The sequence below is a fragment of the Vibrio aquimaris genome, from assembly GCF_009363415.1.
GTDB classification, from domain to species: Bacteria; Pseudomonadota; Gammaproteobacteria; order Enterobacterales; family Vibrionaceae; genus Vibrio; species Vibrio aquimaris.
Genome location: NZ_CP045350.1, coordinates 2,076,204 through 2,101,861, shown reverse-complemented (window position 1 = coordinate 2,101,861; position 25,658 = coordinate 2,076,204). Strand labels below are relative to the sequence as shown.

At 41.9% G+C, this 25,658-nt stretch carries 22 protein-coding genes; 10 read left to right on the top strand and 12 right to left on the bottom strand.

The features are described 5' to 3' along the window. Window positions 1–289 precede the first annotated feature (289 nt). The 3 genes from FIV01_RS09715 (at window position 290) to FIV01_RS09705 (ending at window position 3,007) form a co-directional block, all read left to right on the top strand. Window positions 290–1,906, top strand: a complete 1,617-nt coding sequence (locus tag FIV01_RS09715; RefSeq protein ID WP_152430825.1) for a PTS transporter subunit EIIC — start codon at window positions 290–292, stop codon at window positions 1,904–1,906. Beyond that, window positions 1,906–2,340: an RDD family protein gene (locus FIV01_RS09710; RefSeq protein WP_152430824.1), complete on the top strand. Its 435-nt coding sequence runs from the start codon at window positions 1,906–1,908 to the stop codon at window positions 2,338–2,340. Before FIV01_RS09715 ends, FIV01_RS09710 begins: the two co-directional genes overlap by 1 nt. A 241-nt stretch (window positions 2,341–2,581) precedes the next feature. Beyond that, window positions 2,582–3,007, top strand: a complete 426-nt coding sequence (locus FIV01_RS09705; RefSeq protein WP_152430823.1) for a hypothetical protein — start codon at window positions 2,582–2,584, stop codon at window positions 3,005–3,007. 53 nt (window positions 3,008–3,060) lie between these two features. On the opposite strand, the gene FIV01_RS09700 is transcribed toward FIV01_RS09705, so the two are convergent. The 3 genes from FIV01_RS09700 to FIV01_RS09690 all read right to left on the bottom strand — a co-directional run bounded on the left by FIV01_RS09700 (window position 3,061) and on the right by FIV01_RS09690 (window position 5,695). Continuing rightward, window positions 3,061–3,162, bottom strand: coding sequence for a MetS family NSS transporter small subunit (locus FIV01_RS09700; protein WP_114787266.1), 102 nt, complete (start codon window positions 3,160–3,162; stop codon window positions 3,061–3,063). Further along, window positions 3,159–4,625: a sodium-dependent transporter gene (locus FIV01_RS09695; RefSeq protein ID WP_152430822.1), complete on the bottom strand. Its 1,467-nt coding sequence runs from the start codon at window positions 4,623–4,625 to the stop codon at window positions 3,159–3,161. The genes FIV01_RS09700 and FIV01_RS09695 overlap by 4 nt, the downstream gene beginning before the upstream one ends. Before the next feature lie 479 nt (window positions 4,626–5,104). Then, complete coding sequence (locus tag FIV01_RS09690) at window positions 5,105–5,695, bottom strand: porin family protein (protein WP_152430821.1); 591 nt, start codon at window positions 5,693–5,695, stop codon at window positions 5,105–5,107. 133 nt (window positions 5,696–5,828) lie between these two features. Here FIV01_RS09690 and cydH point away from each other — a divergent pair, with 133 nt between their 5' ends. Beyond that, complete coding sequence (gene cydH / locus FIV01_RS09685) at window positions 5,829–5,921, top strand: cytochrome bd-I oxidase subunit CydH (RefSeq protein ID WP_152430820.1); 93 nt, start codon at window positions 5,829–5,831, stop codon at window positions 5,919–5,921. Between the two features lie 8 nt (window positions 5,922–5,929). Continuing rightward, window positions 5,930–7,084: a patatin-like phospholipase family protein gene (locus FIV01_RS09680; RefSeq protein WP_152430819.1), complete on the top strand. Its 1,155-nt coding sequence runs from the start codon at window positions 5,930–5,932 to the stop codon at window positions 7,082–7,084. A gap of 22 nt (window positions 7,085–7,106) precedes the next feature. Here FIV01_RS09680 and pyk read toward each other — a convergent pair whose 3' ends face one another. After that, window positions 7,107–8,549 carry a pyruvate kinase gene (pyk, locus tag FIV01_RS09675; protein ID WP_152430818.1) on the bottom strand — a complete coding sequence of 481 codons (1,443 nt, stop codon included), beginning with the start codon at window positions 8,547–8,549 and terminating at the stop codon, window positions 7,107–7,109. Between the two features lie 283 nt (window positions 8,550–8,832). Between pyk and mlc the strand changes: the two genes are divergently transcribed. Together mlc and FIV01_RS09665 are read left to right on the top strand one after the other, a co-directional pair. Then, the gene (gene mlc / locus FIV01_RS09670; RefSeq protein WP_152430817.1) at window positions 8,833–10,050 is read left to right on the top strand and encodes a sugar metabolism global transcriptional regulator Mlc; all 1,218 of its coding nucleotides are present in this window, start codon (window positions 8,833–8,835) and stop codon (window positions 10,048–10,050) included. 125 nt (window positions 10,051–10,175) lie between these two features. Continuing rightward, entirely contained in the window at window positions 10,176–11,123 is a 948-nt protein-coding gene (locus FIV01_RS09665) for a chemotaxis protein CheV (RefSeq protein WP_152430816.1), read from the top strand. Between the two features lie 90 nt (window positions 11,124–11,213). Here the strand turns inward: FIV01_RS09665 and FIV01_RS09660 are convergent, their stop codons facing one another. The 4 genes from FIV01_RS09660 to FIV01_RS09645 all read right to left on the bottom strand — a co-directional run bounded on the left by FIV01_RS09660 (window position 11,214) and on the right by FIV01_RS09645 (window position 17,242). After that, window positions 11,214–14,285: an error-prone DNA polymerase gene (locus FIV01_RS09660; RefSeq protein ID WP_152430815.1), complete on the bottom strand. Its 3,072-nt coding sequence runs from the start codon at window positions 14,283–14,285 to the stop codon at window positions 11,214–11,216. 15 nt (window positions 14,286–14,300) lie between these two features. Then, window positions 14,301–15,704, bottom strand: coding sequence for a Y-family DNA polymerase (locus FIV01_RS09655; protein WP_152430814.1), 1,404 nt, complete (start codon window positions 15,702–15,704; stop codon window positions 14,301–14,303). Then, window positions 15,704–16,378 carry a translesion DNA synthesis-associated protein ImuA gene (gene imuA, locus FIV01_RS09650; RefSeq protein ID WP_152430813.1) on the bottom strand — a complete coding sequence of 225 codons (675 nt, stop codon included), beginning with the start codon at window positions 16,376–16,378 and terminating at the stop codon, window positions 15,704–15,706. Before imuA ends, FIV01_RS09655 begins: the two co-directional genes overlap by 1 nt. 120 nt (window positions 16,379–16,498) lie before the next feature. Then, a complete protein-coding gene (locus tag FIV01_RS09645) occupies window positions 16,499–17,242 on the bottom strand; it encodes a YciK family oxidoreductase (protein ID WP_152430812.1) in 744 nt (247 codons plus the stop codon). 89 nt (window positions 17,243–17,331) lie between these two features. Here FIV01_RS09645 and sohB point away from each other — a divergent pair, with 89 nt between their 5' ends. Further along, entirely contained in the window at window positions 17,332–18,393 is a 1,062-nt protein-coding gene (sohB, locus tag FIV01_RS09640) for a protease SohB (RefSeq protein ID WP_152430811.1), read from the top strand. A gap of 75 nt (window positions 18,394–18,468) precedes the next feature. Here the strand turns inward: sohB and FIV01_RS09635 are convergent, their stop codons facing one another. The 3 genes from FIV01_RS09635 to rrtA form a co-directional block, all read right to left on the bottom strand. Continuing rightward, the gene (locus tag FIV01_RS09635) at window positions 18,469–20,070 is read right to left on the bottom strand and encodes a hypothetical protein (RefSeq protein ID WP_152430810.1); all 1,602 of its coding nucleotides are present in this window, start codon (window positions 20,068–20,070) and stop codon (window positions 18,469–18,471) included. A 310-nt stretch (window positions 20,071–20,380) separates the two neighbouring features. Further along, entirely contained in the window at window positions 20,381–21,715 is a 1,335-nt protein-coding gene (locus FIV01_RS09630) for a DEAD/DEAH box helicase (protein WP_152430809.1), read from the bottom strand. A 103-nt stretch (window positions 21,716–21,818) separates the two neighbouring features. Further along, window positions 21,819–22,382, bottom strand: coding sequence for a rhombosortase (rrtA, locus tag FIV01_RS09625; protein ID WP_152430808.1), 564 nt, complete (start codon window positions 22,380–22,382; stop codon window positions 21,819–21,821). A gap of 3 nt (window positions 22,383–22,385) precedes the next feature. On the opposite strand from rrtA, the gene FIV01_RS09620 reads away from it, so the two are divergent. Then, entirely contained in the window at window positions 22,386–22,991 is a 606-nt protein-coding gene (locus FIV01_RS09620) for a tRNA-uridine aminocarboxypropyltransferase (RefSeq protein ID WP_152430807.1), read from the top strand. 345 nt (window positions 22,992–23,336) lie between these two features. Then, window positions 23,337–24,353 (top strand): adenosine deaminase, encoded by a 1,017-nt coding sequence (locus FIV01_RS09615; protein ID WP_152430806.1) that lies wholly within the window; start codon window positions 23,337–23,339, stop codon window positions 24,351–24,353. On the opposite strand, the gene FIV01_RS09610 is transcribed toward FIV01_RS09615, so the two are convergent. Continuing rightward, window positions 24,342–25,658, bottom strand: coding sequence for an anti-phage deoxyguanosine triphosphatase (locus FIV01_RS09610; RefSeq protein WP_152430805.1), 1,317 nt, complete (start codon window positions 25,656–25,658; stop codon window positions 24,342–24,344). The genes FIV01_RS09615 and FIV01_RS09610 overlap by 12 nt on opposite strands.

Here is a 25,658-nt window from a genome sequence, read left to right as displayed (position 1 = left end):
TGATTTTATTTTTACTATAAAATTAATATTGCCTCTATTTATTGTATTATCTTTCAATGTCTTATGTTGTTATTCGTAGTAAATACCCCATTTTTAGACTGTGATCTATCTATTAGTTTGAAACTTATTTTCGTAAGCGGCTAGAAAGTTTGTTTACCATCAATATATATTTAGAGCCGGAAAATATACTGTCATATGTGGTTACATTTTCCACGGGTGCTAACATTTAAGGCTGCGGGGGTGTGCCGTTAGAACCCAAGAATTCTTATAATTTTTCAGGAGCATATATATGAAAGGTTTCTTTAGTAAACTTTCTCAAGCAATAATGCTACCCATAGCATTATTGCCTGCAGCAGGCATAATGTTGGGTATCGGCGGCAGTTTTACTAACCCGACAATGATAGAGGCATACCATATCGGTGCCCTTCAGGATGGAAGTGTACTCAATAGCTTTCTTCAAGTAATGACGGCAGCAGGGGGGATAGTTTTCGCTAATCTACCCGTTATGTTTGCTCTGGCTATTGCCGTGGGGTTTGCACGAGCAGAAAAAGGTGCGGCAGCCTTGGCTGCGCTTATTTCATATCTCGTTATGAATGTCGCTATTGCCAAGACTTTGGTAGTGGCGAATATGATAAACATAGAAAGTAACACTGTTATTTTGATGGGTAAACAATACCCTGGCGTACTGGCTGATATTCTGGGTATTTCAAATACATTAAGCATGGGGGTATTTGGGGGATTGATTGCAGGTGCAATTACAGTAGTTCTTCATAATAAATACCATGATGTGAAGCTGCCAGATTACTTAGGCTTCTTTGGTGGCGCGCGTTTCGTGCCTATTATCAGTGCATTTGCAGCGCTTTTTTACGGCATTGTATTAACCTTTATTTGGCCATTTTTCGGTGCTGCCTTTGGTGCTATCGGGTCCGCTCTTGGTGAAATGACAGCAGCAGGTCATGGTTATGTGGCATCCCTAATTTTCGGTGTTATTGAGCGTTCATTGATTCCAGTTGGTTTGCATCACGTATTCTATTTACCTTTGTGGCAAACAGAGATTGGTGGTACTGCAGAAATTGCAGGAGAAGTGATTAAAGGTACTCAAAACATCTTCTTTAACTCTCTTGCGAGCGGTGATTTCTCTCAGTTTACATCAACTAACTTTATGACGGGTAAATTTCCTTTCATGATGTTTGGCTTGCCTGCAGCAGCTTACGCTATGTATACCCTAGCGGACAAAGAAAACAAAAAAGCGGCAGGTGGTCTACTTTTTTCTGTTGCTCTGACTGCATTCTTAACTGGTATTACCGAGCCTATTGAGTTTACCTTCTTGTTCTTGTCACCAGCACTGTATTATGCCATCCATGTCCCTCTAGCTGGCTTGTCATTTATGCTAATGGACATGTTGAATGTAAAAGTTGGCATGACATTCAGTGGAGGCTTCATTGACTTCACTCTGTTCGGCATGCTTCCTGGACTAACAGGTGTAGAGAACAATTGGTTCTATATTCCGTTAGTTGGAATCGCTTACGCGTTTGTGTACTTCTTCGTTTTCCGCTGGTACATCTTAAAATTTGATATCAAGACTCCAGGGCGTAAAGGGAGTGCGGTTGCTGTGGTCTCTAAGCAAGATTATCATGCGTCAAAAGGCGGCGCTGGTGATAGTGAAAAAGCGACGCTCATGGTGACTGCGCTTGGTGGAGCAAATAATATTGTGGATGTTGATGCTTGTATTACCCGTTTGAGAATTACAGTAAAAGATGGTGAGCTAGTTAAAGACAATGATTACTGGACCAAAGAGCTTGGCGCTAAAGGGTTAGTTAAAGTCGGCGATACGGGCATCCAGGTTATCTATGGTGCCGAAGCTGCTGGCTATAAATCTCAGATTAACGCTTTACTTGGTAAGTAATGACAGTAGCGGAAAAATTTAGGAGGACAGGGGCATTTGTTGTCGACATCTTGATAGCTAAAATGTTCGCACAAGTTTTGCTCTCTGGCCTCATGTTTTTCATGCATCAGGTACTTAGCGGGACGGATATTAGTTTATCTTTAAACGACGACAAAGCCTTACCGCTAATGTTAGGTTTGATAATCTTAGCCATGATCACTTTTATTGGAGTCTATGTCGCTTACTGCTTGATTTGTTTTAAACTCTTAGGTTTAACGTTAGGAAAATACCTACTAAGTGTAAAAGAGGTATACAGCCAAGTTAGCTTAAGGGCATACTCAAGGAAAGAGCTGATTAAGATTACACTTACTGTGGCATCGTTAGGTGTTTACCCAGTTTATGCTGGGCTGCAGTTCTATCTGTTCAACAAGACGCCTTACCATGAATTAACCTAGTAGCAAAATACCTATTATATGTGTAACGCCACTCGCTTAAAAAGTGAGTGGCGTTTTTGCTGTTTGCAAAATTTGTGTGAGTTTATTAGTGATATAACGGGTTCCTAGAGCGAGGCTTTTTCTTCAATTTTATATTGTTATTATTGTTGTTAACATAACCTAGTTTTACTTTTTCCTGACATATGGTGGTTTCTTGCCTGTAGATTTGAACGGTGTTTTATTAGCTTAGAGAAATAGAGTAATGGAAAGAAATATCCTACTCAGAAGTGTTCTATCTGGTGCTATTTTAGCCGCTAGTGCAACAGCTTCGGCAGAAGGTGGAACTACTCATCAGTGGTCTGCAGGCATGGCATTCGATCAAGACTTGAGTGCAGTTGTTGAATTGGATGATAAGTATCGCCTTACTTTAGGTAATGATGGTGCTGCTTTCGATTACGTATTTGCTAGGGGAAAATTTGATGCGGATGTACCTTTTACCTGGTATGTTGGCGCAGGGGCTTGGAGTGAGTGGGACCACGACGAGTTTGGAGCCCGAGTTCCTCTTGGTGTGAACTGGAACTTCCATAAAAACTGGGACATGTACGGACAAGTCCATCCAGAACTCGACTTACATGGTGGTGCAGAACTACAGATTGGTGGAGCACTTGGCGTTAAGTACACATTCTAGCTCATCCGAAAATGCCGACATAGCTATGTCGGCATTTTTAATTAGAAAGGAACTTATGACTCTTTTTTATTCATTGCTCTTATCATACAAATGGCGGCCCCACCCCAAGTAAGCCCTAGTCCCAGCACCATCATAATAATTGCTCCAGTAGTCATAGAGATTCCCCTTGTTTATTTGTCGCATTAACTAAAACACCAATAATAAATAGCGTTGCTATCATTGCCCAGCCTAAAGTTAGATTGTAGTCACCATAACCTTCGGTGAATAGTGTGTGTAGCTTGGTTGCTAGGATAATGGCAAGCATTATTGGGGTTATGAACTTAAGGCAGACGATAAACCAAGTCCCGATTGAAAAATCCGAGATATCATTGGCGTATTGACGCACGTCAGCGACCCTGTTTAGAAGCCATGCCATCAAGACAATTTCCACTAATCCACCAGCCATAATTCCGACATTGTTGGCAAAATGGTCAACCAGATCAAGAAGGAGCAACCCGCCATTGGTTGCAAAAGCCATCGATACAATGACGCCAGTGCCTATGACTATTGTTGCGGCTTTTTTGCGGCTCCAGTTCAATTTGTCCATTATGGCGGAAGTTACGGCTTCCATAATTGAAATATGCGAGCTCAGTCCAGCGACAACAAGAGCAAAGAAAAACAGAGGCCCTAAGATATAAGGTGCAGGCAGTAGATTGATTGCGGCGGGCAGAGTGACAAATGCCAGACCAACCCCTGCTGAAACGACATCAGTAAGAGGCTTTCCTTGCTCGAAAGCCATGTAGCCCAGCACTGAAAAGATCATAATACCGGCTAAAATTGAGAATCCACAGTTTATGAGGACAGTCATAAAGGCATTATTGGTAATATCTGATTTCTCAGGTAAGTAACTGGAATAGGCGAGCATGATGGCAAACCCGATACTGAGTGTGAAAAATATCTGCCCGTAAGCCGCTGCCCAAACTTTTACGTCCCATATCTTACTGAAGTCAGGCTCGAACATGTAGTTTATGCCGTTGAGCGCTCCCGGCAGAAAAACCATTCGGGCGATGAGCAGCACAACCATAATAAAGAGGATTGGCATCATAATTTTTGAGGCGCGTTCTATACCAGATTTCACGCCACCAACAATAGCAGCATATGTAATAGCCCAAGCAATTCCCATAGCGGCGGCTATTTTCCATTGTATGCTACCTAAGTTAGTTGGAGAGTTGTCACCCAGTGCTAAGTACTTTTTAAAAAAGAAAGCATTAGTGTCGCTGCCCCAGCTTTGATCAAAAGACATACTAAAATAAGAAATAGCCCAACCAATAACGGCTACGTAGTACACGGCTATTACTGCGGCAACCCCTACTTGAAACCATCCGAGCCATTCAAACTTAGAGTGAATTTTAGCAAGGGTTCGAGGCGCACTTCCTCGGTATTTTTGCCCCATACTGAACTCGAGTATCATGAAGGGGATACCTGCTGTGATCATGGCAAAAAGGTAGGGTATAAAAAAAGCACCACCACCATTATCATAAGCCATGTATGGGAAACGCCATATGTTTCCCAACCCGATCGCCGACCCTACTGCGGCTAAAATAAAGCCAGCTCGGGATCCCCACTGTTCTCTTTTCATATATAGGACTCCTGTAAATCCAATATCTTATAGGTAAAGCGACGAAAGTAATGCGTTAGCCGAACGTTAGCTTGCCGCACCCAGTACATAAAAGTGGATATAACTTTATAGATGGTATTTATAATAAAGAATCACTTATAATAAATAACAATAAAGCCATTTGTACTGATAAAGCCACCTTACACTAGGTTTTTATGCTTTTTTTTGGGTTTGTGTTTATCAAAGCTGAAATAATCAGCTTTATGTAATAAAAAGATTAACTACTAAAATGACTTAACGCAATAGTATAGATGTGTAAAAAGTAATTTAAGATCTTGCAGTTAAATTAAAATAGGTAAGTGAGTATGAAAATTAAGCGTAGTATGTGATATACGATAGGTTAGCGCTGACCGTTAACCTGCAAACCTCGAACGTAACCATTGTGAACAAAGGTAGTTTGACCTCAGCTGAAAGCTTTATAGAGAGTCTTCTCGTTAAGGTCAAAAATTCCAAGTAAGTCCCAAATTGGCAGAAAACTGATTCATCCAATCTGTTTTGAATTTAATAATACAGTTATCGGATTCTGACGCCGATAAGTTACATATACCACTGGTATCGTTATCAACCACGGTCCCCAGCCAGCGCAGCTGAGTATTTAGAGCTAAGTTATCGTGAAAACGGTACTCAAACCCGCCGAAAATACTGGCTGAGAATCCCAACTCATCGTCAACCCAATCCGCGTCTATATATGATGCACCTAATCCAATACCCAAATAAAATGAGACTTCTTCTGTCGGATAGTAGAGGCTGCTTTGAAATTGGAGATAGTGTATGTTTGATTCTAAGTTGATATCGTCGACGTTTGTGCCTTGATTAGAGTAGAAAAGCCCAATTCTTCCGTCTTGTAAGTCAATCTCTCCGGTAATGGCATAACTTGCCGAGCCTTCCAAGTCATAAATCATCTCATTTTGGGCAATGACTTTTCCACCTCCTGTGTATCCTACCCAAGGAGTCAGATAGACATCAGCCCAAATGGAAGTCGAGAATAAGGTTATTATTATGGTGATAAAATATTTAATCTTGTTGCTCATAATAGCAGTCCCTTGGAACAAGACATTTTAGTAATTGTGATACTAACATCATAATTACGCGCAAAAAAAAGGGAATATTTGAAGATACTTCACAAGGGTGTTATTACTTTGTTACATAACAAGGAGGTGCTTTATGGAACTTGAGTTAAAGTATGCGATAGCCATCACAGTAATCGTATTTACTATACTTATCGGTTTTGGTGTAGTCGCCATCACGTCCGTTTAGGCCTGCTGATGAGCAATAGCGGCATTGTAACGGGTGCGACTATTGAATTAGACACTATTCGCCTTGCCAAGTATACAGGGGGAAAAAATGCGCTTGTGGCTCAAGGTGGGGGGCAACGCGGCATCTTTACTTCCGGCGTTCTTGACGCTTTTCTTCTCTCTAATTTCGACCCCTTTGATGTTTTTTATGGCACTTCTGCTGGAGCGCTTAACCTGTGCGGCTTTCTTTGTCGCCAGAAGGGAATAGGACGCGCGTTCATTCTGGACCTCACCACTGATCCTATGTTTTTTAATCTCTTTCGTTACATCAGGCGCAAGCAGCATCTAGGAATAGATTGGGCTGTAGATAAAATAAGTGACTATCCATACAAGTTAGACATAGATATGGGTAGAAAAGTACTTGCAGACAGAAAAGCTTTTGCGGCGGTGACGGATACCAGCCGTTTATTCGACCATTACTTGCCTATGTTGCAAGACGATTGGCGTAAGGTCATGATTGCGACGTGCGCGATTCCTAGATTGTATAACCAAGCGGTTGAATTTGAGCATGGGATATATGTTGATGGAGGGGTGTCGGCGTCCATTCCGGTTCAAGAGGCTTGGCGTAAAGAGGCTCGTTGCATCATTGTCATAAGGACAGAGGGGGAGGATTTAGAAACCGAAGTTGAAGAAGAAATGCGTAATGACAACACGCAATGGTATCGGGGCTCTTTCAATCTTGTTCAAGAAAGATGGCAGCAAAAGTTATCAAGCTGGAAGCAAGATTGGGCAAGTTTTTTCACAGAGCAGTTGCAGCGCTCGAAAGAAGAAAAGCTCAGGCATGTTCACCTTGAAGCTCTTAATGGTGGGCGGTGGTTGTTTGGTGCTGAAGATATTTACCGCTTAAGTTACTTACTAGGAGAGAAGTTTGACTCCGGACTCGCAGATATGCTGATGGTTCATTACCAGACTTATTCTTTGACCCAAGATTTTCTGCATAACCCTCCTGATGATTGTTTCATCGTACAGATAAAACCCGCAAGGCCGCTTTTGTCGAGCTCCTTGATGAGTGAAAGAGAGGCTTTGTTACATGACTATCAAATGGGGCTTGACGCTGGATTCCGGTTTGTTGAAATGTACGCTTCTGTATCGACCAGAATAACTTCTCATTTTCACCATAGCTAACTATGTAGTGCACACAAGCGCATTATGCGGACAGTATTCGCATACAATTGGTTGAACCCACTACGTCCATGACGTCTCCAAGAGTAATTATTACAAGGTCTCCATTATGGAGTAGGCCCTTGTCTTTTAAGCGCTGAACCGCATCTTTGGCGGTAGGCAAACCTGAATCACTTGTTGAATCAAAATAAACGGGTGTCACACCTCGATATAGGGCGGCTTGATTCAGTGTACTTTCGTTACGCGATAGTGCAAAAATAGGTAATCCTGAACTGAGCCTTGACATCATAAGAGCAGTCCAACCTGACTCTGTAACCGTTACTATTCCTTTAACTCCCTTTAAGTGGTTGGCTGCAAACATGGTCGTCATCGCAATGGTTTCGACGCATGTTTCAAAGACAGTATCCATTCTGTATGTCGAGCGGTTGATGGCCGACATTTTTTCAGCGCCTAGGCAAACCTCAGCCATTGACCGAACTGTTTCAAGAGGGTATTTTCCTGCTGCTGTTTCGCCAGATAACATGACGGCATCGGTTCCATCTAACACTGCATTTGCCACATCCATAACTTCTGCTCGTGTTGGCATTGGGTTTTCTATCATGGATTCCATCATTTGTGTTGCTGTAATGACGGCTCGATTAAGGCTTCGTGCTCGGCGTATGAGCTGCTTTTGCACGCCAATCAGCTCTGGGTCGCCTATTTCGACTCCTAAGTCTCCACGCGCAACCATAACAGCATCTGAGGCGAGAATAATATCATCGATATTTTTTTCGCTTTCTACGGTCTCTGCTCGCTCTACTTTGGCGACAAGTTTTGCTTCAAGGCCCGCATCAAGTGCAAGACGCCTCGCATATTTCATGTCCTCGCCATTTCTTGGGAAGGAAATGGCTAAAAAGTCCACTTTGATTTGAGCGGCAGTTATAATGTCATTTTTGTCTTTTTCTGTTAGTGCATCAGCGGATAGGCCCCCCCCTTTTTTGTTAATACCTTTATTATTTGACAATGGTCCGCCGACAATGACCGCTGTAACTACTTGGTTGCCCGATACTTTGGTAACCTCCAGTTGTACACGACCATCATCGAGTAGCAAGATATCACCCGCAGATACATCCCTTGGAAGCTCTTTGTAATCTAGTCCTACTGCGTTTTGATTCCCTTGGCCTTTCGGTAAGTCACTATCAAGTACAAAAGTGTCGCCAACAGAAAGATGGATCTTGTTGTCCTTAAAGGTAGAAACACGTATTTTGGGGCCTTGTAGGTCACCCAATATTGCTACATGAGTACCATATTTTGCGGCAATACTGCGTATTTGTGTTGCTCTTTCGACATGCTCCTCAGCTGAACCATGAGAAAAGTTTATTCTAACGACATTCGCACCAGCTTTTATGACTTCTTCTAACATGCCCTCTTTGTCGGTTGAAGGACCTAGTGTAGTGACTATTTTCGTTCTTCTTTGAATGCAGGTCATGGCATCATCCTTGATCACAATGGGAGTTAAGTGGCTTTTGGACGCAAGCCTTACTTGAGTATATGCAAAATACTGAATTGTGGGAGATATAGATAATTAAGTGTGCACATATTTATTAATGCAAAAAAATATAGTGTCAAATGTCGGATTTGTTTAGCAATTTGATGAAACGCTCAAACAATCATCTTTATACGTGATGGCTGTCACGGCAATTTAGTAAAGTCCTTCACAATTACTTCGCAAAGTAAAAAAATTGCGATGTTGTTGATATTCGGAGCATCCTATGTACATGGCTCAACCAGGTCATATTGACCACATTAAGCAGGTCAATGCTGGCCGTGTATATAAACTTATCGATCAAAAAGGTCCTATTTCCCGAATTGATTTGTCCAAAGAGAGTGAGCTAGCCCCTGCCAGTATTACCAAAATAACTCGTGAATTGATTGAAGCGCACTTGATTCATGAAACAACGGTTCAAGAAGCGATCAGTCGAGGCCGACCAGCTGTTGGTCTGCAGGTCAATAACAAGGATTGGCAATTTCTTTCTATGCGCCTTGGTCGTGGTTATCTCACCATCGCTTTGCACGAGCTTGGTGGTGAGGTGCTCATCGATACTAAGATTGATATTCATGAGATTGACCAAGAGGATGTTTTATCTCGGTTATTACATGAAATTGATGAATTTTTTCAGAGTTACGCTGAGCAGCTTGGTCGCGTAACCAGCATAGCCTTAACTTTACCCGGCTTGGTCAATTCAGAAAAAGGCATTGTCATGCAAATGCCTCACTACAATGTTGAAAATTTGGCTCTGGGTCCTGAAATATTTAAAGCCACAGGTTTGCCAGTTTTCGTTGCCAATGACACTCGTGCTTGGGCTTTAGCCGAGAAGCTATTTGGTCATTCTCAGGATAATGATAACTCAGTACTTATTTCAATTCATCATGGCCTCGGAGCGGGTATTATTCTCGATGGCCGTGTTCTTCTGGGGCGTCATGGAAATATAGGCGAGCTGGGTCACATTCAAATTGATCCCCATGGCAAGCCTTGTCATTGTGGTAACCGAGGGTGTTTAGAAACAGTGGCGAGCTCTCAAGCTATTCGAGATGAGGTAAACGAGAGGCTTGCTAAAGGTGAGCCTTCGATACTCTCAAGCATTGATGAAGTTTCTATTGAAGACATTTGTGAAGCTGCCGCTAACGGTGACGCTTTAGCTGTTGAGGTGATAGAAAAACTTGGTCGTTATCTGGGAACTGCAATATCGATAGTGATTAATTTGTTTAATCCAGAGAAGATATTGATTGGCGGAGCAATCAATCAGGCGAAAAGCATTTTATACCCAGCGATTCAAAGCTGCATAAAGGAGCAAAGCCTGCCTGTCTATCAGCAAGGTCTACAGGTTGTAGAATCTCGTTTTTACAAGCAAGCAACAATGCCAGGCGCCGCTTTAATCAAACAAGCCCTTTATGATGGTTTATTATTAATGAAAGTTGTTGAAGGTTAGCTTTTGTTATTATGGGTATTTATCCCTTTTTTGCGAACATATAGTATTTTAGTTGCACAGGTTTATTTTGGTTTAGGCCAGCTTTAGTCTATTTTTGATATATTACGTAGTAGTTGAGAAGTTGTATGTCTGGAGTTTTAAATAGCGTTGATCAGCGAACCAACTTGGTGGGTGAAAACCGGCTTGAGCTATTGCTATTTCGCCTAAACAGTCGGCAGATCTTTGCCATCAACGTATTTAAAGTCCGTGAGGTAATTCAAGTTCCTCCATTGACTAAGATGCCGGGTTGTCATCATCATATTACAGGCGTTGCGTCTCTGCGCGGGGTTCCTGTACCAGTGATTGACCTTCGCGGTGCCATTGGTTTTCCTCCTCTTCGTGAAGAAGATGTGGAATACAATCTTATTATCACAGAATACAATAGGTCCATACAGGGGTTTTTAGTTGGGCAAGTGCGCAACATTATCAATACGACTTGGGCCGAAATTCAACCCCCGCCTAAAACTGCTGGTCGAGCCAATTACTTAACGGCAATTACTCACATTAAAGATAATGAGGATCAGGCCATTGTTGAGATAATCGATGTCGAGAAAGTTTTGGCAGAAATCATTGAGTATGATGTATCCATCTCTGAAGGTGTGCTTGATGAAGATCTTGCGGCTCAAATGGTGGGTCGAAATGTTCTAATCGTGGATGACTCTTCGACAGCGCGCTCTCAGGTCAAAGGATGTTTATCACAACTGGGGCTCAACATTTTGGAGTGTCGTGATGGACTTGAAGCATTAAAGCTTCTAAAACAATGGACCGAAGAAGGTAAAGATGTCCCGCGTGAGTTGCTGTTAATGATAACAGACGCGGAAATGCCAGAGATGGATGGCTACAAGCTTACCTATGAGATCCGTAATGATCCTAAGCTCAAGGACCTGTATGTGACTTTGAATACATCTCTCAGTGGTAGCTTTAACGATGCTATGGTCAAAAAAGTGGGTTGTGATCGCTTTATATCCAAATTCCAACCAGACTTGCTGGTGCAGGTTGCACAGGATAGGCTGCGAGATGTGTTATCTAGCTAGTGAATAGTTTGCTGGTACTAAAGACAAAAACCTGCAAACGACAGCTGCGTGTATTGAAAACTCGATACGATCTCTATGAAATATTCGGCATTAATGGAAATCACGAGAATGTGTGGTCAAATGACTAAGTTTATCCGTGATATCAATGAGTTTTCCTGCGATCACATGTGTGATTTGTCCTTCTTTCTCTAATACCCCTTTTATCATCATAACCTTGGCTGTTAGATAAGCTTTCTTTTGAGCTCTAGCTGTTGCCTGCCAAACGATAACATTTATATTGCCGGTGTCATCTTCTAGTGTTAGGAAAGTGATACCTGCAGCAGTTCCGGGAGATTGTTTACCTGTTACCACACCGACGATAGTCACAAGAGATCCATGGGGAAGTTGTATCAGATTTTTTGCTCGGACAAATCGCCCAAGTTTGTTGGCCTTCTCCAGAACTGTTATCGGATGCTTGTTAAGGGATAGGTTAGTTGCAGCATAATCTTCCAGTAAGGTCTGCATTTCAGATGGACTAGGCAGACTCTTTTCTTCAGGCTCTTGTAACTCTTTGAATAAAGGTAAATCTGATAACGAATCTATTATTTCCCAACGCGTTTGAAAGCGATCATTGGCAATTGATGACATGGCGTTGGCTGAGGCAAGTTGTTCTAACTCTTGTCGATTCAAGCCAATATTTTTTAGTTGTCCTAGATTTTGAAATGCTGCGGAGCCGCGAGCTTTGAGAAGACGTTGGCTGGTTTGTTTACTAAAGCCTTTGATTTGACGAAATCCAAGCCTGATTGCTAATCCGCCATTATGTTGTACTACTTGGTGATCATAAACAGAGTGATTGATACAAATAGGTAGGACAATGATCTTGTGGCGTTTTGCATCTTGGACCAGTTGTGATGCACTGTAAAATCCCATGGGAAGACTATTAAGAAGCGACGTATAAAAAACTTCAGGATGGTAATACTTTAGCCATGCTGAGCAGTAGGCTAAGACTGCGAATGAAGCGGAGTGACTCTCTGGAAAGCCGTATTCACCAAATCCAAGTATTTGTTCGAATAGGCGCTCAGCGAATACTTTCTCATAACCACGGCTTTGCATTCCTTGGATTAGTTTTTTGCGAAACTTGAGTAACTTGCCATTTTTTTTCCAAGAGGCCATAGCTCGGCGTAACTGATCTGCTTCACCACCGCTAAAGCCAGCAGCTACCATAGCTAATTTGATCACCTGTTCTTGAAAAATTGGTACGCCCATTGTGCGTGATAACACTTCTTTCACTTCTTCTGAAGGATAAGTAACAGACTCTAGACCGTTTCGCCGTTTGAGGAAAGGGTGGACCATATCCCCTTGGATTGGACCTGGCCGAACTATGGCTATCTGGATGACTAAATCGTAATAAGTCTTCGGTTTGAGTCTAGGTAGCATACTCATTTGTGCTCTAGATTCAATTTGGAAGACGCCTATGGTGTCTGCTTGTTGAATCATTTCATATACATTTCTATCGTCTTCTAGATTCGTAATATGTGCGATAGTTAATGATTGATTATGTAGGCGTTTAATCAGTTTAAAGCATTTTTGAATCGCGCTGAGCATACCCAATGCAAGCACATCTACTTTCATCAGCTTAAGGCTCTCAAGGTCATCTTTATCCCATTGAATGACGGTTCTATCAGCCATGGCTGCATTTTCAATAGGGACTAATTCATAAAGAGGGCCTGCTGCAATAACAAAACCGCCGACATGCTGTGAAAGGTGACGAGGAAACCCAAGGATGCTATTAACCAAGGAAATAAATTGCTCACCTTTGAGTGAATTTGGCTCCAAACCGAGTTCAACAATTTGCGTTTGCCAATCAAGCTCGCGATCGCGGCGATTAACATTTTTGATGAAATAGTTGAGTTGAGTCTCTTCAATCCCAAGCGCTTTGCCTACATCTCTGACAGCGCTTTTAAATCGATAAGTGATCACGGTGGCGGCAAGTGCTGCACGCTCTCGGCCATATTTTTGATAAATGTATTGAATGACTTCTTCACGACGTTCGTGTTCAAAGTCAACATCAATATCCGGCGGTTCATCGCGCTCTTCACTAATGAAACGCTCAAAAAGTACCGAAATTTGCCTTGGATCTACAGAGGTAATTTCGAGGCAATAGCAGACAACCGAATTGGCTGCAGAGCCTCTTCCTTGGTAGAGAATATTTTCTCTCTGGGCAAACTGAACAATGTCGTGGATGGTCAGAAAATAATATGGGTAGTTAAGCTTTTCAATAAGATTGAGCTCTTTGTCTATGGTATTTTTAATGTCATCAGGTATGCCATCAGGAAAGCGTCGCCGCTTACCTTTTTCAACCAAACTTCTCAGGTGACACATCGCACTTGTACCCACAGGTACAAGTTCACTTGGATATTCATATTGCAATTCCGATAAACTAAAATGGCATTTTTTGGCGATATGGACGCTCTCTCTTAGCCATTGTGCTTTGAATAACCGAGAAAGCTTGTCTTTACTACGCAGACTTCGCTCAGAGTTACTTAAAAGGTATCGGCTGATATTTTCAACGCTGCTTTGGTGCCGGATTGATGTTAAGACGTGCTGCAAAGGCAGCCGACTTGGAGTATGCATTAATACTCCACCGACAGCGGTTATGGGCAGCATAAAACTGTGAGCAAGTTGCTCACAGTGAGTAAGGTACTGCTTATCGTCTGATCCTAGATGGCGCTGCACGCCTAACCACAGCCTAGATTGGTGATGTTGAGTCAACCAGTGTCCCCATTTTTGGTTGTCTTTGGTGTGATTAGGTAACCAGATAATGAGGCAGTGGCGTATTGACATCAAGTCCCACTCGGCGAGTTGATAATCTCCTTTTTTGCAGCGTTTTCTCGCATTAGTGATAACCCGACATAATTCTGCATAGGCTTTGCGATTTGGGCAAAGCAAGATGATCTGACACTCTTGATGTAACCAAAACATGCTGCCAATGATGAGCTGAATATTGAGTTTATGTGTTTTGATGGCATTGTAGGCTTTTACCACGCCCGCAACAGAGCATTCATCGGTAATAGCGAGCGAGTGATAACGCAGAAAGTCTGCTTGTAGAATCAGCTCTTCTGCGTGAGAAGCGCCTACAAGAAATGAAAAGTTAGTTTGGCAAAATAGTTCAGCATATTTCATGACTTAATCTCTTGCTTAGCTAAATACTCCGTGGAGAAACCATTGCATTTTCTGATTTCGAAATACCCATAACCAACGACCGTTTTCACTGCGCGCAATGAAATAATCCCGGGTGACTTCTTCACCATCCCACCAACCAGTAGCAATACGTTCGGGGCCATGTAAAATGGTGACTTTGTCCACTAAGAGTTCTGGATTTTTGAGTACGAATGAGGGTCTTAGTCCAGTTGTTTGAGAGTCATTTGAAACAGTCTTCTCCGGACAACAAAGTACGGTAGATTTTTCTGGTCTCGGGTCATCAGTTGGCGCTATCTTACATACTTGCGTTTTACCTAACTTGGCTTGTAGAGTTGTGATAAGTTCGAGAGGTGTTTGTTGGCCTTTATAACCGAAGAAAATATCTTGGCTGATAGATTCCAGTTCACCACTACGAATGACTTTAAGTGTTAGAGCATGGACAGAACCACTAAGCTGCAGAGATTCCATCGTCAGCTGACTGAGCTTTTCCCACCGATCAGCTAGGTAGTCACCACATGCTGATGTTAAAGTAACAACTTCTGATGCGGTGTCACGCTGGTGCAGTTGTAATTCAAGTTCATAAGCGACTTGGCTGCGTAATGTAAGGAAGTGCTCAAGCTTGACAAGCAGTTTCCTCAGGGGCTTTTCTAGCCACTGCCTATTATCGATATCAAAGAGTAGCTCTAGGTAGTGATGAAACTCTTCTGGTGGATGGTAAAAATCCACTGGGTGTTTGAATTGGCCCGTCAGCTTGCCAATGTAGTTCACTAGTTCAATATCGAACCGCCTAGCAATTTCAGAGATTGGAAGTTTAAGTAAATCCTCCAGTGTAATCACACCAACACGAGACAGCTTTTCAACCTGCTTTTTACTCAGTTCTGTTGCAGAAATAGGACAGGCTCTCAGGTTGATATTGATAGCATCTTGGTCTTCTGTGAGGAGATTTGGACCTAATTTGGTCAGTAAAATAGCTGAAAATGGAGAAAAGCCCGTGGCATAACAAAATTGGATGTTGAGGGATTGTAAGTGGTGAGAAACAGTATGCCAGTAAGATTCAAGCCCACCGTATAGAGTAAGCATATCTGTTAGTTTAAGTAAAAGTCCTTTGGGTGGAAATAAGACAAGATCAGAGGTGACAAGATAAAGCCATTGAGCGATCTCTAAAAGAGCTTGCTGTTCGACGCTTTCATCATAAGGATGCACTAAAAGTGATGGGCAAAGTGTGCTTGCGCTGCCAAGGCCCATACCATTCTGAATGCCTTGTTGTTGAGCCGTATTATTCGATTGTACGATTTGAAAGCGCTTCGTATCAAGAACCACCAGAGGTTGAAGATCCTTGTCTGAGTACAAGGTATCCAGTTGTAGTTTTGGGAAGTGTAGGTAAAGCCATAATTGCCTCATTAGCCTTGCTTACGCCTCCGAAAAGGTAGAACAACATTATGGTGCTCTTTTTCTGCAAGGGAGGGCCAGTAAGTTCTCATATCGATTAAAAAGCTTGAATGTGACCAGCTTCCTTTACGTTTAGTGATGGTTATTTCTAACCCATGAGCGTGTGGTATAAGTGTCATGCTCAAACTAACAGGTAGAGAGAAAAGAGTGCTGGATTCTTTAAACAAAAATGACAGGCTATTGCCAGTTTCACTGGCAACCTGAAGGCGGCGAACATGATGCACTTCTGGTTGACTGTGCCATAGAAGTACATTGCTACAAGCTCCGCTTTTAAGGCATTGCTCAGCGGCCCATAACGCTTCTTTACAAGTTTTGGGGTAGAGCAATAGGATATGGTTTAGATCAATGCCTTGGGTAATTAAGTGCTGTGCTGAGAGATTCCCTGGAGGCTGAATGAATACCGATAGCCTCCCTTTATGATTACTCTTTAAATGAGGACATAATAATCGAAGCTCTCCTATACCTGAACTTGAGTGCAACTCTACAACGCCATGATGCGGGAAACCGCCCTCTAGCCTTTCGTCTAAAAGCTTAAAACCGGTTGGATAAACTCCCTTAGATTGCAGTTCAGAGCTTCCCTGCCAAAGCCATTGTTTTTTCTTAAGATGTTCGATTAATTCATACATAACAAAATACCTGTATATGTATACAGTATATGTTTTTATGATTAGTCGGCAAGAGACAAGGCAGGTAAACGGGTAAAAAAACGCCTTGTTTGTTAACAAGGCGTTGAATAAAAGAAGAATTTATTTTTTGGGTTGAGCATCAATACATTGCCCTGTGATGTCCTGACTTTGATTCGACATCAAATAGAGATATAAAGGCATGATCTCTAGGGGTGTTTTGAGCAAATCGGCATCTTCAGCAGGGTAAGCTTTGGCACGCATTCCTGTTCTTGTGCCGCCAGGGTTAATCGCATTTACTCGGATATGAGAATCGCTGAGTTCATCGGCTAGGACTTGCATCATACCTTCGGTTGCGAACTTTGACATGGCATAAGTTCCCCAAAACGCGCGTCCGCTATGGCCCACAGTGGAAGAAGTAAAAATAAGGCTCGCGTGATTGGATTTATGCAGAAGTGGTAATATAGCTTGTGTCATTAAAAACTGCGCTTTGACATTCACCTGCATTAGATCATCGTATGTTGCTTCACTAATTTGATCGAATGGGCTCAATACACCTAACAAGCTGGCATTATGTAAAACGCCATCTAAGCGACCGAATTGACTGCCAATAGTGTCGGCCATATCGAGATAATTTTGTTTAGATGCGCCTTTCATATCCAGAGGAATGATGGCTGGTTGGGGAAAGCCTTGTGCTTCAATTTCATCGTAAGTCTGTTCAAGTTTTTTGACTGTGCGGCCTAGCAATATGACAGTGGCACCATGTTGAGCATAGGATAACGCCGCTTGCTTTCCGATGCCGTCACCAGCGCCTGTTACAAGTATGATTTTTCCTTGTAACGCATCTGAGGGAATAGAATAATTCACGTCATATGTCCTTAATTGTTACGTTCTGCTTTATGAATCAGTAGGATGATGGTTACAATACACTAATTCGCATCTTAGGGGATATTACATTGGAATTTTTGTTGGACTATGGGCTGTTTTTGGCCAAGATTGTAACCGTGGTCGTTGCCGTGATTGCACTGTTAGTGGTTGCTAAAACCGTAGGTGGAAAAAGCGGCGCGGCAAAAGGTGAACTAGAAATCACCAATCTAACTGAGCAGAATAAAGAGACAGTCGAGCAGCTTGAACATCACTTGCATGACTCTGCATTTCTTAAAGCGCGTGATAAAGCGGAAAAGAAGCAGGAAAAAGAAAAGCTCAAAGTCAGAGAAAAGGAAGTAAAACAAGCGTCAAAAGAAGGGGATCTTGATGGTAAAAGAGAGCCTCACTTATTCGTGCTTGATTTTAAAGGAAGCATTGATGCTAAAGAAGTTTCCTCTCTGCGTGAGGAGGTCACAGCGATTCTTTCTGTTGCGAAAGAGGGAGATGAAGTCTTACTGCGTTTAGAGTCTGGTGGCGGTATGGTACATGGCTACGGATTAGCTTCTTCTCAGCTCGATCGCATTAAAGCCGCTCAACTGCCATTAACGATTGCTGTTGATAAAGTTGCCGCCAGTGGTGGTTACATGATGGCTTGTATTGCAGACAAGTTGGTTTCTGCTCCTTTCGCAATTGTGGGCTCAATTGGAGTGATCGCGCAGCTACCAAATTTCAATAAGCTTTTGAAAAAGCATGATATTGATTATGAACAACTGACTGCTGGAGAGTATAAGCGGACTCTGACCATGTTTGGTGAAAATACAGATAAAGCTCGCGATAAATTTAAGCAAGAGTTGGAAGACACTCATGATTTGTTTAAAGACTTTATCCGTGAACGTCGACCGTCTTTAGAGTTGGAGAAAGTCGCAACTGGAGAGCATTGGTTTGGTATTCGAGCGCATGAGCTAGGCCTTGTTGATGAAGTTTGTACCTCTGATGATTTGGTCGTAGCGGCTTGTAAAGATAAGACCGTATTATCGATTCGCTATGTTGAGAAGAAAAAGCTTACATCAAAGCTAGCGGGTTTGGCGGGAGAAGCCGCTGATAATGTTTTGTTGAAGCTTATTGACCGAGGCCAACGTCCGATAGTGTAATGCCTAGCCGCTATTAAAAAGTAAGCCCTCATTTTTGAGGGCTTACCGATTAATACCTAGCTGAAATAGTATATCTTAACGGTGAGCTAGCAGTGCCTTCAGGCGCTCAATTTCTTGTTGAAGTGACTCATTTTCAGCGGTTAGACCTGTATAAGTAAACTCTTTACATTGTGTTTGTAACTTGTTCAGCACAAAGTCACCAATGCTTTTTTCTAAAGTTTCAGGGTTCTTGATGCTCTCACGAAATTCTGACTCTAGTTTCTGTGCTGCATCTTTATCTATTTTTGCGAATAAGCCGCTGAATATAGGATCCTCTTTAAGTGCTGCTGTCACTTGATTTTCATAGTTATTTTTAAGCAATGCAGAACGCGTTTCATTATCTAAGCTCTTGGATGCCTTTTCTTGTGCTTCAGCAAAAACAGAGTTGCTTTCTTTTGGTGTTCTAACTACTGTCCCACTTTTTTCATGCCATGATGTTGCTTCTAAGCGCTTATTTATCTGAAGCTTTTCTATCACTTCTGTTACACTTTGCCATTGGGTTTGCTGTTGGCCTTGATGTTTCTGTGGGGTTTTGCCTTTCAAATGAATCATTTCACTACCAGCATCGATTTTTTGATAGTTTTCCTTCTCAGCCTTTCTACATAGCGCATTACCAAAGGGAACAGAAGTATGTATATCATGGGTATAAGGCCTAATTACTGAAAAGTAGTCTTGGCAATACTCTGGCATAGCACTAATGTGTTTTTCGGTAACTTCATTGGCTGGTAGATGACCGATCTGCTTTTTCAGTTCACCCAGAATATCTGGTTTAGCTGCATGAACAATCATCTTACTCGTAAATGCTGCAATGGCTTTTTTATCTGCATCCGACAATTGACCGGCCTGGTCTAGAATTTGGTCTGGATTTTCAAACAGCAGCTGCTTTCCTTTTTCTGACATACCGTCAATGAGAGGGTTATGGCTACTGATGTTAGAGCCTTCATTGTTGTTAGTGTGTTGAATTGGTTGCTTACTTATTTTTTTTAAACCAGTAGCCCCTTTTTCTCTTATTTCAGCAAATAGAGCTTCTCTACCCTGGGTGGCCACGTTAGTATTAGCCGATTTAGTTGGCGGTGTCCCTTTCACTGTATTATCAGTCAGGTTTGTTTTTCTTAAACCAGTAGCCCCTTTTTCTCTTATTTCAGCGAATAGAGCTTCTCTACCCTGAGTGGCCACGTTAGTATTAGCCGATTTAGTTGGCGGTGTCCCTTTCACTGTATTATCAGTCAGGTTTGTTTTTCGTAAGCCAGTAGCCCCTTTTTCTCTTATTTCAGCGAATAGAGCCTCTCTACCCTGGGGGGCCACGTTATTATTAGTTGATTTAGGCGGCGGAGGTGGAGGTGGAGGTGGCGAGTTTTTAGCTTCTTTTGAGGGGGCAGATGAAAGCTGTCGCTGGCTTTTGTCTTGCTCGTTAAGGTAGTTATCTAGATTGAGTGTCAGTTTTTCTACATTATTCCTGTCTACAGAAGAGCTCAAGTTCAAAGATATAATCTTTTCAATTAAGTCATGGATTTTTTTTTCAGAAACTGAACTTACTGAAATAACATTTAGGGATTGATTGTCACTGTTGCCTAAATTTTCAGAGTGACGAATATTATCAGCACTAGCTGTTTTTTGAGTTTGAAAACCTGGTTGCATTTTAAGTCTACCATATAGTACTTACACGTTATGCTCAGTATGTTTATTGACCGTAAAATATTCACGAGATTATTTATGAAATATCGATAATAACTTTTCATTATCTCATTCGGTCAATGTCAGGGCCGTAAAAGTGCTTGAAATTTAAAAATCTCATCTCTCATCAGAGTTTTTCGCACTATTTCATAACAAGACTTCAATAAGAACTTGATTGCACATCTGGGAAGATACAATTAAATATAGGTTGTCTGAGTCAAAGTATTAATACGATGTTTTACTGTATATACAGTCTGGACAAAGAGAACAACCACTAGCCGTTAGCACCGCTTTTGCTGTTTCTATTTTGTGTTGTGCTGCTCCCATAGTGACGTTTGTTTTTACCAGCGGGCTTATGACCTCTAGCGTTATCACCAGAGCGTTGGCCATCAATATGGTCGATTTTAGGTTTTTTGGGCTTTTTAGGTTTTTTAGGTCTTATTGGTCGAGTATCTAGCTTGGATTTAGGCAGTTCGTTGACCGCTTTATAACCTTCTAGTTCAAGACGAGGTAAAACTTGTTGGATAAGCTTTTCGATAGCGAACAATTCGCTAGCTTCAGCCGCTTCTACTAAAGAAATCGCTTTACCAACTTCTCCGGCGCGACCTGTCCTGCCAATCCTATGTACGTAATCTTCGGCGACATGGGGTAGTTCAAAGTTAACGACTTGTGGTAGCTGGGGGATATCAATGCCACGTGCGGCGATATCAGTTGCAACCAATACACGAACTTCACCAGACTTAAAATCGGCCAGTGCTTTGGTTCGAGCATTTTGACTTTTATTCCCATGAATAGGCGCAGCAGTAATACCTTGGCCATTGAGGTAATAAGATAAGCGGTTTGCACCATGTTTTGTTCGGCAAAAAACCAAGACTTGTTTCCAGTCGCCTTCTTGGATTAATTTGCACAGCATAGGTGCTTTTTTTCGCTTGTCTGTTGGGTAGATAGACTGTTCAATCGTGTTGGCTGTCGAGTTTGCGGGAGCAACAGAGACTTCAACCGGATTGTTGACTAAACCTTTCGCGAGTTGTCGAATTTCATCAGAAAAGGTGGCAGAGAAAAGAAGGTTTTGACGTTTTTGTGGTAGCAATGCCAGTATCTTGCGGATATCACGAATAAATCCCATATCTAGCATGCGGTCAGCTTCGTCTAATACAAGTACTTCCAGCTGCGAAAACTGAATGGCATTTTGCTGATATAAATCGAGTAAACGGCCTGGGGTTGCGACAAGAATATCGGTACCTTTTCGAAGCTTCATCATTTGTGGGTTGATTTTGACACCACCAAAAACCACGTTAGACGTTAGCTTTTGATACCGGCTGTACTTATAAATATTGTCTTGTACTTGGGCAGCCAGTTCACGTGTTGGTGTTAATACTAGCGCTCTAACATGGTTGGGTTTGACTCTTTGCCCATTATCAAGAAGCTCAAGAATTGGTAAAGTAAAACCAGCGGTTTTGCCTGTGCCAGTCTGCGCAGCAGCCATTACGTCTTTTCCTGCTAAGACTGCAGGAATTGCTTGCTCTTGAATTGGTGAGGGCTTGTCATAACCCTGATCACCTATGGCTTTAAGGATTGGAGCAGAAAGGCCTAAAGAGGTAAAACCCATAAATATGTCTCTGTAATAAGTTGAGCTCATGCTCACGCAGCCATAATGAGCTGCAAAAAGGCGCTATTGTGAGTCCTTTGTTGGCCAACATCAACAGAAATTATTATTGTGGAGGTTTGAATATTGCGAGCAACTTATGTTTGTTGGCAATAAGAGCTAGGATGAGCCCTGTCAATATGCCAAATAGGTGAGACTCTACTGCGACGGCGGCATTAATTAACTCACTTGTGGTTTGAGATGCGCCTATGGTCATTTCCCAGCCTGTTTTCACCACTACCCCAAGAACTAACAACCAGCTACTTTTTCTACCAGACAAAGACTCATAGAGTGCATAGTAGGCGAAAATACCGTGCAGCGTTCCTGACAAGCCGACATAAGAACTCATAGACGTTGTAAGATTAAGTATACCAACCGATAAGCTTACGATTAGCAAGACGCAAATAAATGATTTAGGGTTGGGCCTAAACAAGTAGGAAATTACCCAGAGGCCAAGGATATTCATAGTTAGATGAATCCAGTTGGTATGGGTAAAGTTTCCTGTTAGGATCCGCCACCACTGGCCTTGTTCGATGAGTTCATTTTGCCAATATGTCAGGTTAGCTAAAGGTTCAAATTGTACACACAAGCAAATTAAGCTAATTACAACCAGTAAAAGAAATAAGCGCACTCTATGTCTCGATATTGTTTACAATGTGGTAAGTCAACCAAAGCTTGCATCTGTGAGTGGATACATAGCCTGTCAGCCAATGTGGAACTGATCATTCTACAGCATCCTACAGAAGCTAAGAAGCCTATGGGGACTGCAAAGATCCTAACGCTTTCATTAGCAGGATGTTATTTGTTCCAAGGTGAAAACTTTACTCAACATGTGGAGTTTAACCTATTGCTGTGTGAAAGTGATGTGCAACATTTTATTCTTTATCCGAGTGATTTGTCTTCAGGTGTCTCTGCAGCAAAAGAAGCGATGAGTAACAATAGTAAAGTACGTATTATTATTCTCGATGGCACTTGGAAAAAAGCCTATAAAATCTGGCAGTTATCGAGCAACTTAAAAAAATTGCCTATGATTCACTTACCCAAAGATTTAAAGGGTAATTATCGAATCCGCAAAGCCCCTAGCAACAATAGCCTATCGACAGTAGAGGCTGGTTATCACCTTTTGTCCTTGCTTGAACCCGAGCGTGATTTCTCGCCATTACTTGATGCTTTTAATCATATGATTGACTTTCAAATTAGTAATATGCCAGCAGGTATATTTAAGCGGAATTATTCATGATAGATAATATGATGTCGTGTTTTATTGTGCTCTGTACAAACCTAGATAAATGAATTTAAACGCCTATTCACACTTTTAGTTCTCCTCATCATCAGAATCATGTCGGTAATAAAATAGGTCATGTGTCATTGACCTTGTTCTGTATGTTTTTATTCATCTAGTTGCATTTTTCTGTTCATGTAACAATACTCTCAATAAGGCGTGCGTACTGCACTCAGATCATTAGACCGTTAACAGCACATCATGTATGGAAATCATGACATTAGCGGCTGTGTATGTGGGCAACTCTTCGATTTTGAAAAAATAATCCTCTCTGCGGTCTACTAATGGAATGGAGACAAGTGCATGAATCAAGATACATTTATTCGTCAGTTACCCAAGGTTGAGTTGCATATGCATATCGAAGGCTCTTTAGAACCTGAGATGATGTTTAAGTTGGCCAAACGAAATAAAATTCCTCTGCCATTTAACACACCAGAAGAAGTTAGGACTGCTTATCAATTTACTAATCTTCAGTCATTTTTAGATATTTATTATCAAGGCGCCAACGTACTGATTGATGAGCAAGATTTCTATGACTTGACTTGGGAGTATTTACTTCACTGTCAGCAAGATAACGTAATTCATACTGAGATTTTTTTCGACCCACAAACTCATACTGAACGAGGTATTTCCTTTGATACTGTGATTAATGGAATTCATCGCGCTCTTGAAGACGGTAAACAAAAAATGGGCATTAGCAGTCGCGTTATTATGTGTTTTTTACGCCATTTGGATGAGCAGAGTGCTTTTTTGACTTTAGAGCAGGCAATAAAACATAAGGATAAAATCATTGCTGTGGGGTTAGATTCTTCGGAGGTTGGTCATCCGCCTGAGAAATTTACTCAAGTATTTGTTAAAGCGATTAAAGAAGGTTTTTTAACAGTAGCACATGCAGGAGAGGAGGGGTCGGTAGATAATATATATAATAGTATTGATTTACTAAAAGTTTCGCGTATTGATCATGGAGTTCGATGCTCTGACGATAGCCGCTTGGTCCGTTTGCTGGCTGAGTCTCGTATGCCTCTGACTGTGTGTCCATTATCAAATATAAAACTTAAAGTATTTGATGAGATGAAGCGACACAATGTGGTTGATTTATTAAGGCAAAATCTTTGCGTTACGATTAACTCAGATGATCCTGCCTATTTTGGCGGCTATATGACGGATAACTTTCTTGCTGTTGCGCAGAGTCATTCACTGACAGAGGATGAATTGACTCAGTTAACGCAAAATGCCATAGAAGCAAGTTTTGTTAGTGAAAGCGAAAAGCATCGTATGCAGCGTGTCTTAGAGGAGTTTTCAAGCCGTTCAATAGGATGAAAATAGCTGCTGGTGAAGCCTTTGAGCATGACCATCAGTCATGGAAGATATGTGATCGGTGATCACACGATAACCCTCCGTAATGCTCTGGGCTGCTTGCCAATCTTGGCGAACCGAAATAGGAAGTAGTCTTTCGGGATCAGCACTGAGTGCTTCAAAAATATCCATGATAATTTGTTGTCCTTTATACTCAGCAATCTGTACTTGTGGTACACGGATAACATAGTCATGGACAAATTGTTTAAGTATTTGTAATGCAGTGGCCATTTCTGGTTTTAGGTAAGCATTAAAGGCGAGTAAATCGCTGGCGAAAATAGCATTAACAGGTTTAATTGAAATACTGGTCAATAACACATTTACTATACCGCCAATCGCGTCTTTTCTCTGATGGTGAATGCCGGAAAACAGCATATTGGTGACAGACTCTATATGTGCTCTAAACCAAGGCTCCCCGCAGTTTAAAAGAGCGTCTTGAGCCCCCTCAACCCATTGGGCTTGGGTCACTTTTCCAAGAACAATCGCATCTTCTAAATCATGCACTCCATAGGCAATATCGTCCGCTAATTCCATGATAGAGCAATCTATAGATTTAAAACTGGTTTTTTTATGTTGATGTTTTTCTCTTGGCTCAGAAAGAATTTGCCCGAACAGTTGTTTGTCTGATTTATTTAATGGTGATAATACCCAGTCAAATAGAGGTTGATCGCAATCATACAAGCCTTTTGCGGGAGACCACTGTTTAGCTTTAAGTTGCCTTTGATGTGTCACACTCTTTGGAGTTTCGCTAGAGCAAGTTTCACTCAGTAACGCAGGGTATTTAATTAATCCCAGTAGTGTCCGCCGAGCTAAATTCATTCCAAAATGTTCAGTGTAGGGTTCGAGTTTAGTGACGATACGAAATGTTTGGGCGTTTCCTTCAAATCCACCATGATCTCGCATCATGTAGTTCAGTGCAATTTCTCCTCCATGCCCATAGGGAGGATGTCCAATATCATGCGCAAGGCATAATGAATCAATCAGGCTGTCGCTAGGTAACAATTCGCGATACTCGGGCTGTTTTTTCTTTATTTGAGCGACAATACCGCTACCAAGTTGCGCTGCTTCTAAAGAATGTGTGAGCCGTGTACGGTGAAAGTCATCGAAGCTGTTTCCATGCACCTGTGTCTTGGATTGCAGGCGCCGAAATGCGGCTGAGTGGAGTATTCTTGCTCGGTCACGTTGAAAAGGGGTCCGATGATCATCACGACGAATCTTATGCTCATCATCATGTCGTTCATGCCATAAGCTGCTGATTTGGAATGTCAT

Coding starts and splice junctions, on each gene's coding strand:
- FIV01_RS09715 (WP_152430825.1), top strand. CDS start 290: ATGAAAGGTTTCTTTAGTAAACTTTCTCAAGCAATAATGCTACCCATA.
- FIV01_RS09710 (WP_152430824.1), top strand. CDS start 1,906: ATGACAGTAGCGGAAAAATTTAGGAGGACAGGGGCATTTGTTGTCGAC.
- FIV01_RS09705 (WP_152430823.1), top strand. CDS start 2,582: ATGGAAAGAAATATCCTACTCAGAAGTGTTCTATCTGGTGCTATTTTA.
- FIV01_RS09700 (WP_114787266.1), bottom strand. CDS start 3,162: ATGACTACTGGAGCAATTATTATGATGGTGCTGGGACTAGGGCTTACT.
- FIV01_RS09695 (WP_152430822.1), bottom strand. CDS start 4,625: ATGAAAAGAGAACAGTGGGGATCCCGAGCTGGCTTTATTTTAGCCGCA.
- FIV01_RS09690 (WP_152430821.1), bottom strand. CDS start 5,695: ATGAGCAACAAGATTAAATATTTTATCACCATAATAATAACCTTATTC.
- cydH (WP_152430820.1), top strand. CDS start 5,829: ATGGAACTTGAGTTAAAGTATGCGATAGCCATCACAGTAATCGTATTT.
- FIV01_RS09680 (WP_152430819.1), top strand. CDS start 5,930: ATGAGCAATAGCGGCATTGTAACGGGTGCGACTATTGAATTAGACACT.
- pyk (WP_152430818.1), bottom strand. CDS start 8,549: ATGACCTGCATTCAAAGAAGAACGAAAATAGTCACTACACTAGGTCCT.
- mlc (WP_152430817.1), top strand. CDS start 8,833: ATGTACATGGCTCAACCAGGTCATATTGACCACATTAAGCAGGTCAAT.
- FIV01_RS09665 (WP_152430816.1), top strand. CDS start 10,176: ATGTCTGGAGTTTTAAATAGCGTTGATCAGCGAACCAACTTGGTGGGT.
- FIV01_RS09660 (WP_152430815.1), bottom strand. CDS start 14,285: ATGAAATATGCTGAACTATTTTGCCAAACTAACTTTTCATTTCTTGTA.
- FIV01_RS09655 (WP_152430814.1), bottom strand. CDS start 15,704: ATGAGGCAATTATGGCTTTACCTACACTTCCCAAAACTACAACTGGAT.
- imuA (WP_152430813.1), bottom strand. CDS start 16,378: ATGTATGAATTAATCGAACATCTTAAGAAAAAACAATGGCTTTGGCAG.
- FIV01_RS09635 (WP_152430810.1), bottom strand. CDS start 20,070: ATGCAACCAGGTTTTCAAACTCAAAAAACAGCTAGTGCTGATAATATT.
- FIV01_RS09630 (WP_152430809.1), bottom strand. CDS start 21,715: ATGGGTTTTACCTCTTTAGGCCTTTCTGCTCCAATCCTTAAAGCCATA.
- FIV01_RS09620 (WP_152430807.1), top strand. CDS start 22,386: ATGTCTCGATATTGTTTACAATGTGGTAAGTCAACCAAAGCTTGCATC.
- FIV01_RS09615 (WP_152430806.1), top strand. CDS start 23,337: ATGAATCAAGATACATTTATTCGTCAGTTACCCAAGGTTGAGTTGCAT.
- FIV01_RS09610 (WP_152430805.1), bottom strand. CDS start 25,658: ATGACATTCCAAATCAGCAGCTTATGGCATGAACGACATGATGATGAG.